General features: G+C 48.7%; 19 protein-coding genes. All 19 read left to right on the top strand.

Annotated features, from left to right (window positions below):
- The first annotated feature begins 138 nt into the window (after positions 1-138).
- The gene (locus tag QZV31_RS02515; RefSeq protein WP_295357661.1) at positions 139-1200 is read left to right on the top strand and encodes an alanine racemase; all 1062 of its coding nucleotides are present in this window, start codon (positions 139-141) and stop codon (positions 1198-1200) included.
- 152 nt (positions 1201-1352) lie between these two features.
- A complete protein-coding gene (locus QZV31_RS02510) occupies positions 1353-2006 on the top strand; it encodes an HAD-IA family hydrolase (protein ID WP_295357658.1) in 654 nt (217 codons plus the stop codon).
- Positions 2007-2127: 121 nt separating this feature from the next.
- A complete protein-coding gene (gene mtnP, locus QZV31_RS02505; RefSeq protein WP_093729655.1) occupies positions 2128-2940 on the top strand; it encodes an S-methyl-5'-thioadenosine phosphorylase in 813 nt (270 codons plus the stop codon).
- A gap of 69 nt (positions 2941-3009) precedes the next feature.
- Positions 3010-4182, top strand: coding sequence for an S-methyl-5-thioribose-1-phosphate isomerase (gene mtnA, locus QZV31_RS02500; protein ID WP_295357654.1), 1173 nt, complete (start codon positions 3010-3012; stop codon positions 4180-4182).
- Complete coding sequence (locus QZV31_RS02495; protein WP_295357650.1) at positions 4170-5414, top strand: adenosylhomocysteinase; 1245 nt, start codon at positions 4170-4172, stop codon at positions 5412-5414. The genes mtnA and QZV31_RS02495 overlap by 13 nt, the downstream gene beginning before the upstream one ends.
- Positions 5415-5420: 6 nt before the next feature.
- Positions 5421-6623, top strand: a complete 1203-nt coding sequence (locus tag QZV31_RS02490; RefSeq protein WP_295357647.1) for a hypothetical protein — start codon at positions 5421-5423, stop codon at positions 6621-6623.
- Positions 6624-7058: 435 nt separating this feature from the next.
- Complete coding sequence (locus QZV31_RS02485) at positions 7059-7436, top strand: VOC family protein (protein ID WP_295357644.1); 378 nt, start codon at positions 7059-7061, stop codon at positions 7434-7436.
- Positions 7437-7470: 34 nt separating this feature from the next.
- Positions 7471-7680 carry a hypothetical protein gene (locus QZV31_RS02480; protein WP_295357642.1) on the top strand — a complete coding sequence of 70 codons (210 nt, stop codon included), beginning with the start codon at positions 7471-7473 and terminating at the stop codon, positions 7678-7680.
- A gap of 108 nt (positions 7681-7788) precedes the next feature.
- Positions 7789-8664 carry a DMT family transporter gene (locus QZV31_RS02475; protein WP_295357848.1) on the top strand — a complete coding sequence of 292 codons (876 nt, stop codon included), beginning with the start codon at positions 7789-7791 and terminating at the stop codon, positions 8662-8664.
- Between the two features lies 1 nt (position 8665).
- Positions 8666-9175 (top strand): hypothetical protein, encoded by a 510-nt coding sequence (locus QZV31_RS02470; protein WP_295357640.1) that lies wholly within the window; start codon positions 8666-8668, stop codon positions 9173-9175.
- Between the two features lie 98 nt (positions 9176-9273).
- Complete coding sequence (locus tag QZV31_RS02465; RefSeq protein ID WP_295357638.1) at positions 9274-10353, top strand: metallophosphoesterase family protein; 1080 nt, start codon at positions 9274-9276, stop codon at positions 10351-10353.
- Positions 10354-10386: 33 nt separating this feature from the next.
- Positions 10387-10923 carry a hypothetical protein gene (locus QZV31_RS02460; protein WP_295357636.1) on the top strand — a complete coding sequence of 179 codons (537 nt, stop codon included), beginning with the start codon at positions 10387-10389 and terminating at the stop codon, positions 10921-10923.
- 109 nt (positions 10924-11032) lie between these two features.
- Entirely contained in the window at positions 11033-11338 is a 306-nt protein-coding gene (locus tag QZV31_RS02455; RefSeq protein ID WP_295357633.1) for a hypothetical protein, read from the top strand.
- A gap of 199 nt (positions 11339-11537) precedes the next feature.
- Positions 11538-11798 (top strand): hypothetical protein, encoded by a 261-nt coding sequence (locus QZV31_RS02450; protein ID WP_295357630.1) that lies wholly within the window; start codon positions 11538-11540, stop codon positions 11796-11798.
- Between the two features lie 98 nt (positions 11799-11896).
- Complete coding sequence (locus tag QZV31_RS02445) at positions 11897-12238, top strand: DUF3795 domain-containing protein (RefSeq protein ID WP_295357627.1); 342 nt, start codon at positions 11897-11899, stop codon at positions 12236-12238.
- A 127-nt stretch (positions 12239-12365) separates the two neighbouring features.
- Positions 12366-13127, top strand: coding sequence for a class II aldolase/adducin family protein (locus tag QZV31_RS02440; RefSeq protein ID WP_295357624.1), 762 nt, complete (start codon positions 12366-12368; stop codon positions 13125-13127).
- 44 nt (positions 13128-13171) lie between these two features.
- Positions 13172-14458: an amidohydrolase gene (locus tag QZV31_RS02435; protein WP_295357621.1), complete on the top strand. Its 1287-nt coding sequence runs from the start codon at positions 13172-13174 to the stop codon at positions 14456-14458.
- Positions 14459-14602: 144 nt separating this feature from the next.
- Positions 14603-15442, top strand: a complete 840-nt coding sequence (locus QZV31_RS02430; RefSeq protein ID WP_295357617.1) for a sulfide/dihydroorotate dehydrogenase-like FAD/NAD-binding protein — start codon at positions 14603-14605, stop codon at positions 15440-15442.
- Positions 15430-16821: an NADPH-dependent glutamate synthase gene (gene gltA / locus QZV31_RS02425; protein WP_093912784.1), complete on the top strand. Its 1392-nt coding sequence runs from the start codon at positions 15430-15432 to the stop codon at positions 16819-16821. The genes QZV31_RS02430 and gltA overlap by 13 nt, the downstream gene beginning before the upstream one ends.
- The last annotated feature ends 21 nt before the right edge of the window (positions 16822-16842 follow it).

The following is a 16842-nucleotide window of genomic DNA, read 5'->3' as shown; positions in this document are numbered from 1 at the left end:
GACGCGGGCAGGAAAAGCCCGTTAGAAAAGTAGTGCTTTTCTTGAAGGAAAAACGAATCAATACGAGTTTATCAAACGTCAATACGACTAAGAAAAAACAATGTCAGAACAGACACAACAGAGTTAAAGGAGAAACCCGTGTACCCCTGTGTTGAATGCAACAAGATCAAACTGTCAGAGAATATTGAAACCGTGGCCCGCATGTTGCATGCGGATCATAAAATCATGTGCTCTGTCGTCAAAGGCTTCTGCGCAGACGACGGCGTCATGGAAATTCTGGAAGACAGTTCCTGCGACTGGCTGGCTTCTTCCCGCATTGAAGATCTGGCAAAACTGAAAACGAAAAAGACAAGACTTTTAATCCGTTTGTCCCAACCCTGTGAGGTTAAAGAAGTGGTTGCTTCGTCGGAAGTAAGTTTTGAATCGGAGTGCAACACGATTTTGCTTTTGCAGGAAGAAGCAAAGAGACAGAATAAAACGCATGGTGTTATACTGGCCATCGACATGGGGGATTTGCGGGAAGGCATTTTTTATAAATATCTTAACGAGATTGAGGAAGCCGCCGCAATGGTTCTCCAGTCCTCAAATCTGGAACTGCTTGGTGTGGGCACGAACCTGGGCTGTTTCGGCGGTGTGATTACGGATGCGGCCAACATGCAGGGGCTTATAGAGGTGGCAACTCATATAGAACAGAAATTTTCTGTCACGCTGCCTTATATTTCCGGCATGAGTACGGCGGCCATGGAAATGATTGAAAACAAAACCATGCCCCTGCGGGTGAACCACGGCCGTTTCGGCGAAGCCTGGCTGTTGGGCTTTGATTCGGTGGATAACCGGAGGCTAGCATATCTCCACGATGACGTGTTTTTGTTTAAAGCGCAAATTATCGAAATCAAAGACAAACCGTCTCAACCTGTCGGAACCATTGGCGGAAACGCTTTCGGACAACATGTGGAATTTAAAAACCAAGGAATGATGAAGCGGGCCTTGCTTGCTTTCGGCACACAGGACGTAGCGTATGAATATCTTATTCCGCTGGATAAAAATATCGAAATCATAGGCGCCAGCAGCGATCATACGATTATCAACCTGCACGGTTCGGACAATTATGAAGTAGGGGACGTACTGACGTTTAAACTGAAGTATCACGCTTTGCTGCATTTGTACACCAGCAAGTATGTGAAGAAGTATATTGTGTAAACAAACAATTATAACGCAAAGGGTTTGAATGATTCATTCCCTTTGCGTTTTTTTATTTTGCAAAACCTGTGTATTTATCAGTAGAAGAACGACGTGATTTGTGGTATGATATTTGTGGAGTAATATAAATAAAATCTTAGGAATAAACACATATGATCAAGGGAATTGTTTTTGATTTTGACGGCACGCTGGCCAATACGCTTCCGGTGATTTTTGCCTGTTATGATTACAGCACGGAAAAAATTTTGGGAAAGAAAGCCGACCGTGCGCCATTTATTGAAACTTTCGGCCTGCCATTGACCGTGTGTCTGACCAAAATTTTTGGTAAAGAAAAAGGCAGCAGAATCTGCGAGGAGTATCGGGCGTATCAGGAACTCCATCATGACGAACTGATCCGGCCTTTCCCAAACGTTAAGGAAACGTTGGAACAACTGCAGCAGATGCATATCCCCATGGCTGTCGTCACCAGCAAAACCACCGCCACCTGTCTGCGGGGAGCCCGCTGCCTTGGCATTGACAAGTTTTTTGTTACGGTAATCGGTTCGGATATCGTAACACATCCCAAGCCGGACGCCGAACCGACCCGAATGGCGTTGGAAAGGTTAGGGACACGGCCGGAGGAAACCCTTTGCGTCGGTGATGCGCCCTTCGATATCATGAGCGGACGCGCGGCAGGGTGCAAAACCGTCGCAGTTAAATACACGCAGGTTGCCAGAGAAAAATTTACCGGAACGGCTGAACCGGATGGATGGATAGAAGATATTACGGATTTATTAAGTTTTAATTTACGGGAAGGGGAGCGATGACGAGGAAAAATCTACTGACTGCGCAAAAACTTTGCAGGACATTGGAGCAGGAAAAATATAATAGGACAACGTAACTTAGATAAAATGCGGTATTCTTCATGAACAGAAAGGTGGTAACAACATGCGTAAAATCGGTATTGTGGGCGGAACCGGTATCGAAAATCCCGATACCCTGAAGGGCTTTGAAACAAAAATTATTGAAACGCCTTATGGCAAAGCACTGTGCAACATCGGCGAGATGAGCGGAAACCTGGTGGCGTTCCTGTCCCGGCACGGGGTGGATCATTCCGTGGCGCCCCACATGATCAACTACCGCGCCAACATCTGGGCGCTGAAGAGCCTGGGCATCACGGAAGTGTTTGCTACGTCTGCTACCGGCTCCCTGAACCCCAACATGAAAGCGGGACACTTTGTAGTCTGTGACCAGTTGATGGACTTCACCAAGAACCGCATCAGCACCTTTTACGATAACCCGATCCGCGGTGTGGCCCATGCGGATTTCACCAACCCGTACTGCGAAACCCTGCGGCAGAAGGCCATTGCGATTTTAAAGAAGACAGACATCACTTTCCATGAAAAAGGCTGCTATGTCTGCACCGACGGCCCCCGTTTTGAAACCGCCGCCGAGGTTCGCGCCTACGCCATGCTGGGCGGCGACGTCATCGGCATGACCAACGCGCAGGAAGCGGCGCTGGCCCGGGAAGCGGAACTCTGCTACACCAACGTAGCCATCGTCACCAACATGGGCGCCGGTATTTCGCCTACGCCGCTCTCACACAAGGAAGTGGTGGAAGCCATGGCCCAGAGCATCAAGAACATGGAAAAACTGATTTTAGGTTTCATCGGCTACAACAAAAAAGTTAAAGACATCTGCCTGTGCAAGCATTGCATGAAAGATTTCGGCGGATTCAAGCTGTATCCGGAGAAAGAATAAAATGTTGTGACGCTCCTGCAGGTCCAGCGGGATACGTTACGCTAAAGTATAGAAGAGATGGGGATTGCTATGGTTGAAACAATGAAATGGGAAAACGGGAAGCTGATTCTGCTTGACCAGACGAAGCTGCCCGTCAGCGTGGAATGGATTTCCTGCGACACGTACCAGCGTGTGGGGAAAGCCATTCAAAAATTGGAAGTGCGGGGCGCACCGGCCATCGGGGCAGCGGCAGCGTTCGCCATGGTACTGGCCTGGCGGAAGATTGTAGAAAAGTACGAAACAAAAAGGGATGCTGCAAACACCTCCAATATGCAGCTGCAAACTTATGCTGCCATGCTTTACGGAAGTCATGACCATGCCGCTAAAAAGTTGCAGCAGCAGTTACTGAAAAAATTTTTGCAGACCCGAAACGATTTGGATGCGTCTCGTCCTACCGCAGTCAATCTTTCCTGGGCGACGAAGCTGATGTACGACGCCGCCTGCAAAATGTCGGAAGCAGGACTGGACCTGCCGCAGACAGATGCGGAACTGGAAAAGTTAGCAGTCAAAGTTTACGAACAGGACATCGCCAAAAACAGAAAGATGGGTGAGTATGGCGCGGAAGTCGTGCCGGAAGAGGCTGTCATCTTAACGCACTGCAATGCGGGAGCGTTGGCCACCTGTGGCTGGGGAACCGCTTTGGGCGTAATTCGTTCCGCCCATGAAAAGGGGAAAGTAAAAATGGTGTATTCGGATGAAACCCGGCCCCTGTTGCAGGGCTCGCGCCTCACAGCCTGGGAACTGCTGGAAGACAACATTCCCGTCACCACCATTACCGACAACATGGCGGCCTGGTCCATGAAGACCAAAGGCATCAATATTGTGATCACCGGGGCGGACCGCATCGCCGCCAACGGAGACACGGCCAACAAAATCGGCACATACGGCGTAGCACTTGCAGCCAAAGCCCACGGCATTCCTTTTTACATTGCGGCGCCGGCCAGCACCTTTGACTTTTCACTGAAGAATGGTTCGCAGATTCCTATCGAGGAACGCAATGCAAACGAGGTGAGAAGTTTTCAGGGAAAAGTCTCTGCACCGAAAAATGTCAATGTGTTTAACCCGGCCTTCGACGTAACGCCGGCCAAACTGATTGCGGGCATCATCACCGAATACGGCGTACTGCGCCCGCCCTTCAGCAAATCTATCAAAGAATTAAAAACGAAAGTACTCAGGGAGGAACTCTTTACATGGAAAGCATGATCCGCGACATCAGACTGGCAGAAAGCGGCCAGAAAAAAATCGACTGGGTGAAAGGCCACATGCCTTTGCTGAATTACTTTAACGAAAAGTATGCGCCCACCCAATTATTCAAAGGCATCAACATGGTGGTCACGATTCATCTGGAAGCCAAGACTGCCTATTTGGCGCTGACGCTGAAAAACTGCGGCGCCAACGTGACGGTTACCGGCAGTAATCCGCTTTCCACACAGGACGATGTGGCGGCTGCCCTGGTGGCAAACGGCATCACCGTATTCGCCACCCACGCCTGCACCAACGAAGAATACGACATGTATCTGGATAAAGCGCTGGATACCCATCCCCAGCTGATCGTGGATGACGGCGGCGACCTGGTGAACAAACTGCACACCACGCGCCGGGAACTGATTCCGGAACTGTGGGGCGGCAGCGAAGAGACCACCACCGGTGTGATTCGTCTGCGTGCGCTGGCAGAAACGGGGAAGCTTGCGTTCCCCATGATTGCTGTCAACGACAGCAACTGCAAATATTTATTTGACAACCGCTACGGTACCGGCCAGAGTGTGTGGGACGGCATCATGCGGACCAGCAACCTGATTGTGGCAGGGAAGACCGTGGTGGTTGCCGGGTACGGCTGGTGCGGCAAAGGTGTGGCCATGCGGGCCAAAGGCATGGGCGCCCGGGTCATCGTCACGGAAGTGGATCCCATCAAAGGCATTGAAGCGGTATTTGACGGGTTTGAAACCCTTCCCATGGCGGAAGCCGCGAAGAAAGGCGATATCTTTGTCACCGTTACGGGTTGCAAGGATGTCATCCGCAAAGAACACATGAAAGTGATGAAAGACGGCGTGCTGTTGGCCAATGCCGGACATTTTGATGTTGAGATCAACAAACCGGACCTGGAAGCGCTGAGCGTAAAAGCGCCCTTTGAAGCGCGTCAGAATATTACCGCATACACCCTGGCCAACGGTCATCAGCTGAATTTGTTAGGCGAGGGCCGTCTGGTAAATCTGGCCTGCGGCGACGGACATCCGGCGGAAGTTATGGACCTGAGCTTCGCCATGCAGTTCCTGGCCATGCGTCACGTGTTGGAGAATAAAGGCAAGCTGGAAAACAAACTGTATCTGCTGCCGGCGGAACTTGACGAAGAAGTGGCAACGATCAAATTACGGGCCATGGGCTTTGATGTAGACAAGTTGAGTGAAGAACAGTGGAAATATCTTCATGAGGCATAAGATGAAATGATTACCGTCGGCATTCTGCGCTGCGATGTGTGCGGCGCTCCCATGTATCCGAACCCGGCAAAGCAGGCATTTTGCTGTCCGTTCTGTGGCAATGTATCAGCCTATGGGATGCAGCAGTCCCGCGTGAAGCACGAACACCGAAAACTGGAATTTACCGAAGAAGGCTATTTCAGTTTGAAACGTGTGGCTATCCTGACGCCTGTGTCCGTAAAAGAAGAGCTTCTTGCCAAACGCAAATGGAGAACCTTTGACGAACTGGTGCAGCTGTTTGACCGGCGTGCGTTCGTGACTTTCAAAACCAAAAAAGAGTTTTCCTTTGCCTGTCCGGCCTGCGGAGCGCCCGTCCACGGAAACTCTGTCATGAGTATGTTTGAATGCGGGTATTGTGGGAGCAAGTACTCTTTCGAAGATGCGGCAGAACACGGGTATATCAAAGTGGCAAGGATTATTGGATATGAAGGCATGCTGCCGGATCAGTGTCTTCCTTACGAAGTTACCCCCGAGCAGGCGGAAGTTTATATCCGCAGGCTTGCGGAACGATATAATCTGGAACAGGGCGGTTTCCCGGTAAACGCCCTGCTGCGACAGAAAAAATTACTGGCTGTTTACGCACCGGGAAGATTATGGGACCGGAAGTTTCTGTTAGAAGTTGCAATGAATGGCAGCCGGTCCAAACTTTACGTGGAATGGCTCAACTGGGTCAGCCTGTTCAACAGCCTGGACGCGGAAACCTTTGACCGCCTCCAGCCCTGGAATTTTGAAAAGGCGGGTCCCTTTGTCCCCGAATATGTGGAAGGGGATGTCCGTCTGATGGCAACCCTGAATGACAACGACGAGTTGGAACTGCGACAAGCCCTGCTTGCGAAACGCCTTACGGAAGAAATCAGTGAAACCTTTGATGTAAAAGCCCCCCGGATCCTGAAATGGGGCGATGATTTTATCAAACATAAAAACGGCACCATTGCTATGCCTGTTTATTATCTGGAATATCGTGATTTACAAAAACGCCTTTGCCTGAACGTTATGGTCAACGGCCAGACAGGCAAGACGGTTGCGTCCGTCAGCCGGAACGGGGAAGAGCGTTGCTGTGAAATGACGCCGGGCAAGTTTACCGATATGACCGGGGAATGTTCCATGCATTCCAAACCGGTAAAGGTAAAATATGTAAAACCAAGTTTTCTGTATGAATCGTTGCGGTAAATACAGGCAAAGGTAAGAAACACTGATTAGTTAGTTTATACGCTGACCGGTGCTTTTTGCAACTGACTACCGCTTCAATGTCCTTCAACACAGCTACGGCTCTGTAATTATCCGTTTTATTCCATTTCGGGTATTTGGCCGCCCGGCGCAGTGGCAGCTCTCTCGAACAAAGCAATAAAATGAACGAAAGAAGTGTCACTGGGAGACAGACAAACAGACTGTCTATATTTATAACAGAGAGCAGGTTCAAAAGTGGCTCTATGACTGGGTTTACGAAAAAAGTCCGGTCACTAAAGTGACCGGAGTAGATTTTAAAATGCTTCACAACAAGTATTATTGAAAAAGAAGTATTGCGAACGAGTTAGATTGAGATTCAACCATCGCAAAATATGCGACAGTTCAGAATGATGGTTGTAGAGGTATTAAACGACAACGATGAAGATAACTGACATTGATCACTTTGTTCTCACGACAACTGATGTGGAAGCCTGCCTTCATTTTTATACGGACACATTAGGAATGGAAAAACGGGAAACAAACGGACGGTTTTCCCTGTGGTTCGGCAGACACAAAATCAATATACACACGCGCCCGGCCGAGTTTCTGCCTGCTGCAGACAAGCCGGTCCCGGGCAGTCTGGATCTTTGTTTTGAAATAGAGGATGACATAGAAGTAATCTACGGGGAACTAAAGCGCAAAAAGGCGCCGCTTATTACCGAGATTGTGGAACGTAACGGGGCAAAAGGGAAAATGCGCAGTGTGTATCTGCGTGACCCGGACGGAAACCTCATAGAGTTAGCTTCGTACAGATAAACGGTAAGTTAAATGGGGAAACGCAGGTGATAGTATGGACATTGAATGGGTAGACGGATTCGAAATCCGCGTGAAAGTGGATCATGATGCTGTGGTTATAACTGCAAACAGGGAAGGGATGCTTTCTCTGGCAAAACAGCTTACAGCGTTGGCAGATGCTGCACCGGGACAACATATCCATTATGACGACTATAATTCTCTGGAAGAAGGATCTGCCGAAATGATCATTGTCAGGGAAAAGTAATTCCGTTTTCAAATAAACTTTGCAAATCGGAGAAGAGTTAGATTCAAGTGTCAGGGAACGTTTAACCGTTCTCTAGCAATATACAGGAGATAGTAAGATTTGAAGTCGGTGACTGCCAAAGATAATAAAGGGAATAACAGTTCAGGCTTTTTTTATGGTATGTACGTCCTTTCCATGCTGTTGTTTGGCACGAACGGATATCTTGTGTCGCATATTTCACTGCAAAGCAGCCAGATTGTTCTTGTGAGAACGCTGATCGGCGGTATTTTGTTGTCTGCAATGGTCCTGCTGCAAAACGATTTTACGTTTAGCCGGATTAAACCGGAACTCCGCAATCTTCTGGCAGGCGGTATCGCACTTGGCTTAAACTGGGTGGCGCTGTTTGCCGCGTACCGGATGCTGAACGTCAGCCTGGCTACCTTGATTTATTATGCAGGCCCGATGCTGGTGTTGTTGTTTTCTCCGTGGCTTTTCCGTGAAGCGCTGACACAACGGAAACTGACTGCCATTATAATCGTTGCGGTCGGTTTACTGTGTATTACCGGAAGTATTGCCGCCGGCAAACTGAGTATGGCAGGTCTGGTTACGGCTATCGGCTCAGCATTGTTTTATGCGGCTCTGATTGTGTTCAACAAGCGCATCAAAAACACAGGCGGGTTGCAGACCGCTGCCATTGAACTTGATGTAGCTTTTGTTGTTGTATTATTGTATGTTCTTTTTACTTCGGGTTTTTCGTACCCGCTGGCAACCGATATTCCGTATCTTCTGACTATCGGCCTTTTGAATACAGGGCTTGCTTATTTTCTATATTTTTCCAGTATGCAGCGCTTGCCCGCCCAGTCGGTTGCGCTGATCAGTTACATCGACCCGGTATCGGCCTTACTGTTTTCTGCCATGCTGCTGAATGAAAACATGACCCTGCTGCAGATTGCAGGAGCCGTTTTCATTATCGGCGGGGCCATCATGGGAGAACTGGGGGATTAAAATGAACGTACGTAACACGGATAAAGACATCATCGTGTATCAGGATGAACGCTATACGCTGGGTCAGAAAGACACGTCTCCGTATTTTACGGCGGACGGTAAAACTTACCTGCTTTCCTGCCATCCCTATGAGCCCTGTACGTATATCAGGGACGGAGAACGTCTTGTGGCTGTAATCCATAATGCGTTTAATCCGCTGGACGCAATGGAAGCCTTTGCAAAAGGCAAGACGGTTACTTCGATAAGCGGGAAAGTCTATGATGCAAAAGCCTTTTGCGTGACGATTGAATACGCGGCTAGTTATCTTTACGATACGGATATCAGCTATGTGGAGGGTGCGCTGGCGGTAAAGAAACTGAAAGAGTCAGGCGCCACAAGTCCTGAAACAGCAATAGATGTTACATCCTTAGGCGTACGGAGCATCAGCGACCGGTTCAATCATTCGAAAAAGCGGAAAGAACGGGTGATGTACACAGAGGAAGGAAAAGTTTATGTTCGTATTATAAAATGAACTTACAGAAACTCATTTAATCAGCGTCTCCTATTATTTTACCGTAAACGAACAGATATAGAAAAAAGTTTAACTATGTAGTACGAGGGGAAAAGATTATGCAGAAAATAACGAAATTAGTGATTGCTGTCATAGCCCTTGTGGTTTTAAGCATTACGGTTTTCCCGCAAACGTTAAATGTGTTGGGAAAATCACCGGAAAAGCCCAAATCATATTATCTTGACGAGATACAGGACACGACGCAAAAAGTCAGAGCACTGACCAAAGAACCGGCCTTGGTATTTTTTCTCTGCTCTGATGTCCACTACAATACCGTCAAGACGGATAACCGCTTAAAGCTGGACAGCGTGACCGACATGACAACCAATATGGCTGCGTTAAAAAAGCAGATTCAGGTTGACGGCCTGATTTGTCTTGGGGATATCGTAGACGCAAAGCCGCCCACGAAAATGGATGAGACAAAGCAGCAGATCGATTATGTCATGAAACGGTTGCAGGGAGTCGGGGTTCCTCTGATTTACAGTATGGGAAATCATGATGATAACCGTTATATTTCCCGCAAGGACGGAACCGTTCTTACCCCTCAGCAAATTGAGTCCATGTTTATGCGTTACACCCTTCCGAATAAAGTCATTGATCCTTCCATGAACGGGTTGAATTACTATGTTGATTATGACCGGCTGAAGATCCGGGTGTTTGTTGTGGATTCTAATTATCAGAAACCGGAAGACGGTTTTCACTGGAGCCATGGGTTTTCAGACAATACTGTTGTATGGTTTAGTAAATGCCTGAATGAAGTTCCCAAAGGATGGAGCGTGCTGGTATTAACCCACAGAAGGCTTGTCCAGAACAAGAATCCGGGAAAAAAGTGGATTTACAACCAGATGAAAATGGTTGAGACTGTGAATAACTTCATTGCCAACGGAGGCACTTATATTGCTACCATCTCCGGTCATATTCACAGAGATTACAGTCACAGTAAGCCCTTTTTGGAATTTTCGGTTGCCGCGCAAAAGTGCCAGAACATAGAAGCGAAAAAAGGAAAAGCTCTTGCGCCTGAACGAAAGCTGAACACTGCCTCCGAAGATTTGTGGGACGTACTGGTCATCCGGCCCCAAAGCAGGAAAATCAATACCGTTCGTTTCGGCGCAGGCGATGACAGAGAGTGGTCGTATTAAATTAAATGAACGAAATATGAAGGAGGAGTTGTGATGAAAGTATTCAAATACAGCTCAATCGCCATTGTTCTTGTTGTTCCCTTATTCTTGATGATGGGTTGCGCCGGAGCCAGCTGGAGTTTTTCAGATATGTTGCCCGGAAACGGTCCAAAGACAGTGGGAGCCGACGTGAAAATGGAAGATATTACAGATTTTTATTTCACTTACGACTCTTCCACAAACCCGCCGCAATTCCAGCGCTATCGTTTTTCTGTGAAAGACGGAACCTATCAGTTTTATCACGAAAAACGGGAAGGCAACCATTGGCCGCTGCGAGAAAAGGATATCACCGTTTCCGGCACAAAGGAACTTTCGCCGGAAGAATGGAAAACCTTTTTTGACTGTTTAAAAGACGGAAAAGTGGAAAAAAGGAAAGAACATCTTGAATCCGGCGGAAGAGGTCCCTGGCTGTTTTTATACTGGAAAGGGGACAAGGGCAAAATTCAGGAGTTTACCTTTGCAAGTTACGAGAAAAGAATATCTTTTGAAAAGTATTGTGCGAAGCTGAAAGAGGAGCAAACAGGAAAATAGAATGACCTGTCGTGTGTCAGGAAAGGACGCTGTTATGAAACTCTTTTTAATACTGTTGGCAATAGTTCTTCTTTTTGTTGTAGCAGGATGTGAAGGGAAGGGAAACGGGTTGAATTTATTTCCGAAGAACTCAGCAGGTGAAAGTCGCGGTAAAAACCCGGGAGGCACCGGCCAGATTGTTGGCGGAACGGTTACCGTTTATGCCGAACCTTCTGTCAAGGCGAAAGCCGTGGGAAACTTCCCGGAAGAAACCGCCGTGATTTTAATGCATAAGCGGACGACGGAGACGGAAGGAATCTGGATTGAAATTAAGCGGAAAGAAAAAAGCGGCTGGGTACAGGGCTGGGTAAAAAGCGAATCTATTAAATTCAACTGGAAAGAAGACAGCCTGGAGAACCTGATAGAATCAAAATAATAGTTTTCCAGGCATAAAAGATAAAAATTGCAAGCAACATAAGGTGAACAAACCTTGCAGGATAATGAGAGCAGAATCCATGAAACTGTCAAATGCGTATATCCATGGGAAACACCCGAAAATATGGTTTGTGAATATGTGCGGGCTGTTGTGGGGAATAATTATTTATAATTAACAGTTGAAGAGGAGAGGTGTAATCATGATCACAGCAAAACAGGCTTACGAAATCGCCAAAGAGTGGATGGGACCCTTCGCGTTAGTCAGCGCCGGTTATGAAACGGAAAGCCATTTCATTTTTCTTCGGGAGCATAATAGGGGAAAGCTCTGGACAGATCATGCTTCCTTCTGGATCGACAAGACAAACGGCGCATTAAAAATCGTGTCGGCTATCCCGGCAACAAAAGAATATGACCTGATGCAGCAGGGCACGCAGTTGAACCTGGCAGAAATGTGTGAATAGGTTTTAAACGATTCGTTCACTAATTTTTTTAATGCAAATCGCCTTAGGTTCGTGCAGTTAAAGATTGAGAGCATAGTTGTTAATGGAGGATAAATAACTTGAAAGATTTTATTGCTTATTGCGGTCTGGACTGCGAGACCTGTGAAGCACGTATTGCAACGTTGCGTGATGACAATGAGCTGCGTAAGAAAGTTGCCAGAGAATGGTCTGAAATGAACAAGGTCGAAATAACTCCTGAAATGATTAACTGTGCAGGCTGCCGGATTAACGGAGTAAAAACTCTGTATTGTGATTCTTTGTGCCCGATTCGTCAATGCGGTCTGGGTAAGGGGTATGAAACCTGCGGTGACTGCAGCGAACTGGAGACTTGCGAAAAAGTCGGCATGATCATCGGCAACAGCAAAGAAGCACTGCGCAATCTGAAATGTAAAGAAACATGACGTGAATTTCGGGATATTATTCTTGAGATGGACTGGATCAAAATGTTTGTCTGCGAGCCGTTCCGTGAAATGGAAGAATTTTGTATTAAGCTGAAGAACGAACCGTTAAGGAAACAGAGGAATTTGTATGGACAGAGAAGTTTTGGATTCTATCAGACAGTCAGTGGTGGAGGCGGGGCTGGTACTGGCCCGTTCCAGCATGACCATCGGCACCTACGGAAACATCAGCCAGCGCGTAGATGCTGACCATATAGCCATCACTCCGTCGGGCAGGGATTATGAACAGCTTACTCCTGCGGATATTGTGGTGACGGATATGGAAGGGACAATTTCTTATAGCAGTGGCGCATTAACGAACCAAGATTGTGGTAACAAATCGGTTGCCGCGGATTCAGTCAACTGTAAAGAGGACAGAAGTTCTGTCACGGTTCCCTTGCGGCCTTCTTCCGAATTACCGCTCCATCTGGAAATATACAAAAACTTTCCGGAGGCACAGGCCATCGTGCACACCCACAGCGTCTATGCCAGTGCGCTGGCAGCGGCACATAAGGATCTGCCGCCCATTATAGAAGACCTGACACAAATTACAGGCGGTGCAGTGCGATGTACTGAATACACCATGGCAGGCACAAAAGAACTGGGCAGGAACGCCGTGCAGGCTATGGAAGGCGGACGCAGCGCCGCACTGCTGGCCAACCATGGCGCGGTTTGCTGGGGCAGAACTATGAAAGAGGCGCTGGCAACGGCGCAGATTTTGGAAAAAGCCGCGCAAATTTACTGTATTGCCCATTCTTTCGGCACTCCATTTCCGTTAAATGAAAAAACCGCGGAAGCGCTGCACGATTTTTATCTGAATCATTACAGCAAGAGGCAGCTGGGAGAAGAGTGAATCATAAAATCTTATTTAAGCTTTAACGAAAGGAAGAACGTACCATGAAGAAAATTTTAATCAGCAACGTGGAAATTGTTACGGACGGCCCGGCTTACAAAAAGAAGTACATTGGCATCACAGGCAATAAAATTTCATACATTGGTATTAAGAAGCCAAAAGGCTATGAGGATGCGTATCAGATTGACGGCACGGGAAAATTAGCTGCTGCCGGTATGGTGAACGCACACACCCACATCGCCATGTGCCTGCTGCGCAGTTACGCCGACGACATGGCGCTGATGGACTGGCTTCAGAACAAAGTATGGCCGGCAGAAGCAGGCCTGCAGAAAGGCGACTGCTATGTAGGCACCCAGCTGGGCATTTTGGAAATGCTGAAGAGCGGTACTACCGCTTACGCCGATATGTATTTCTTTATGGATGAAACGGCACAGGCTTCCAAGGAAGCAGGAATCCGTGCCTGCCTGTCCCGGGGCCTGATGGGCGACAAATATGACAAAAATGATGAGCGGCTCCAAGAAAATGTGCAGCTTTACAAAGACTGGAACGGAACAGATGACGGACTGATTACCGTCATGCTGGGACCTCACGCGCCTTACACCTGCAGCAAAGAGTATCTGAAGCTGTTGGTGGATACAGCCGGCGAACTGGGCTGCCAGCTGCACATGCATCTGGCGGAAACAGAACAGGAAGTAAAGAATTGCGTAAAGAATTTCGGGGCAACGCCCATTAAATACGCGGACAGCCTTGGCATTCTGGATAGAGGCTGCCTGATTGCCCACGGCGTATGGGTAACGGATGAAGAAATGGAAATCATGGCTGCCAAAAAGGCAAGAGTCGCCCACAATCCGCAAAGCAATTTAAAATTGGCCAGCGGGATTGCGCCGGTAGAAAAAATGCTGGCAAAAGGAATCACGGTTGGTCTTGGCACCGACGGAGCAACCAGCAATAACAATCTGGATATGCTGGAAGAAGCGCGACTCACGGCCATGCTGCACAAGGGCGTCACTTACGATCCGCTGTGCATTCCGGCAGCAACGGCCTGGGATATGGCCACATACCAGGGAGCGAAATGCCTTGGCTACGACAAGCTGGGAAAACTGGAAAAAGGCTGGCTGGCCGATATTGTTTTGTATGATATGAACAAACCGCACTGGTATCCGCGGAACAACCGTATGAGCCTGCTGGTGTACGCAGCCAATGCCAACGACGCGGACACGACCATCATCAACGGCAAAGTAGTGATGGAAAAAGGCGAAGTGAAAGCACTGGATGCGGAGAAGATTTATTTCGAAGCAGACAGAATCGCGAAACGCCTGACGGGAAAATAAAAATCACGAATTGGTTTTTTACCCGGAACTATGTTTGATTCGTTTTTTTATTCACAAATTCTTTTAAAATTTGTAACAACTAAACCTGAAAACGTATTATAATAATAAGATAGAGAACTATGAATTGAAGGAAGGGGAATCATCATGGCGAAAATCTTGGACAAAAAACTTGTTTCACCTGCCGTATACGAATTGGTGATTGAGGCGCCGCTGATTGCGCGCAAATGCAAACCGGGTCAATTCGTCATTGTGTTATCGGATCCTGAAAGTGAGCGGGTTCCGTTCACCATTGCGGATTTTGACCGGGAAAAAGGAACCATCACCATGATCATCCAGGTGGTAGGCAACACCTCCCGCCACATCTGCGAAGATTTCGAAGCAGGGGATGAATGGGATAACATCGTGGGCCCGTTAGGCCAGCCTTCTGAAATGAAAAATTTCGGTACGGTGGTCTGCGTGGGCGGCGGTATCGGCGTAGCGCCGGTATATCCTATTGCCAGAGCCTACAAAGAATTAGGAAATAAGGTCATTTCCATTATCGGCGCCCGGAACAAAGAGCTGGTATTGTGGGAAGACCGTATGCGCGCTGTCAGTGATGAACTGATCGTCTGCACCGACGACGGCAGTTACGGTCATAAGGGCTTTGTCACCGATCCGCTGAAGGCCATGCTGGAAAAAGGTGAGAAGGTAGATTACGTTATCGCCATCGGCCCGGTAATCATGATGCGCAATGTGGCTCGCACCACGGAACCGTTCAAGGTGTTTACGGCAGTCAGCCTCAACACCATCATGGTAGACGGAACCGGCATGTGCGGCGGCTGCCGCGTGCTGGTTGGCGGCGAAAACAAATTCGCCTGTGTGGACGGCCCGGAATTCGACGCCCATAAAGTGGATTTCGCCAATCTGATGGAACGCCAGAAGATGTATAAAACTCAGGAATCGGTTGAATGGGGATGCGGAGGTGCCTGCAAATGCTTAAAGTAAATCGTCACGCTATGCCGGAACAGCCGGCTGAGATCCGCCGTCGCAATTTTGAAGAAGTGGCGCTGGGCTATGATGAAGCCACTGCCATTGAAGAAGCCAAACGCTGCCTGAACTGTCCCAAGCCCCGCTGTGTAGAAGGCTGCCCTGTTAATATTTACATTCCGAAATTTGTCCACGCGGTTTCCGAAGGAGACTTTGCTTCCGCTATTAAAATCATCAAAGAAAAGAGCAGCCTGCCTGCTGTCTGCGGCCGTGTCTGCCCGCAGGAAAAACAGTGTGAAAGCCGCTGCGTGTTAGGTATCAAGGGCGAGCCGGTGGCAATCGGGCGCCTGGAGCGCTTTGTTGCGGATTATGCACGGGAACATGGACTGGACAAAGTGGATCCGTCTGAAGTTGCCGCTAAAAACGGCAAAAAGGTTGCCATTGTAGGTTCCGGACCCTCCGGCCTGGCCTGTGCCGGCGTGCTGGCGCAAAAAGGCTATGACGTAACCATCTTTGAAGTCCTGCATGCAGCCGGCGGCGTGCTGATGTACGGCATTCCCCAGTTCCGTCTGCCCAAAGAAATCGTGCAGCACGAAATTGAAGGGCTGAAGCAGATGGGCGTGCACGTCCAGACCAATGCCATCATCGGACGCACCTTTACCATTGACGAGCTGATGAAAGAAGAAGGCTTTGACGCTGTGTATATCGCGACCGGCGCAGGCCTGCCTCACTTCATGCATATTCCCGGCGAACAGTTCAACGGCGTCTATGCCGCTAATGAATTCTTAACCCGCGTAAACCTGATGAAAGCGTACACGTTCCCACGGGCAGCCACCCCAGTCTTTATCGGTAAAAAGGTTGCAGTCGTGGGCGGCGGCAACGTAGCCATGGACGCAGCCCGTACTGCTATGCGGTTAGGCGCGGAGCACGTGTACATTGTGTACCGCCGCGGTGAGGATGAACTGCCGGCCCGTAAAGAAGAAGTGGGACACGCAAAAGAAGAAGGCATCGAGTTCTGCCTGCTGAACAATCCGGTACGCATTGTCGGCAACGAACAGGGCTGGGTCACCGGTTTGGAATGCGTTAAGATGGAACTGGGCGAACCGGATGCTTCCGGCCGTCGTTCCCCTGTTGCCATCAAAGACAGCAACTATGTGCTGGAAGTGGATGAAGTCATCATGGCCATCGGCCAGGGTCCGAACCCGCTGATTCATCAGACTACGCCGGATTTGGAAGTAAACCGGCGCGGCAACATCGTAGCCGATGAAAACGGCGCCACCAGCATGCCGGGCGTCTACGCCGGCGGCGATATCGTCACCGGTGCGGCCACGGTTATTTCCGCCATGGGCGCAGGCAAAAGGGCTGCAGCAGCTATTGATGAATACCTGATGAAATAAAACATGATTATGGAGCAGGTA

The sequence above is a fragment of the uncultured Succiniclasticum sp. genome (assembly GCF_902793885.1).
GTDB lineage: Bacteria > Bacillota > Negativicutes > Acidaminococcales > Acidaminococcaceae > Succiniclasticum.
The sequence above is the reverse complement of the archived record's forward strand: the minus strand, read 5'-3'. Positions and strand labels throughout refer to the sequence as shown.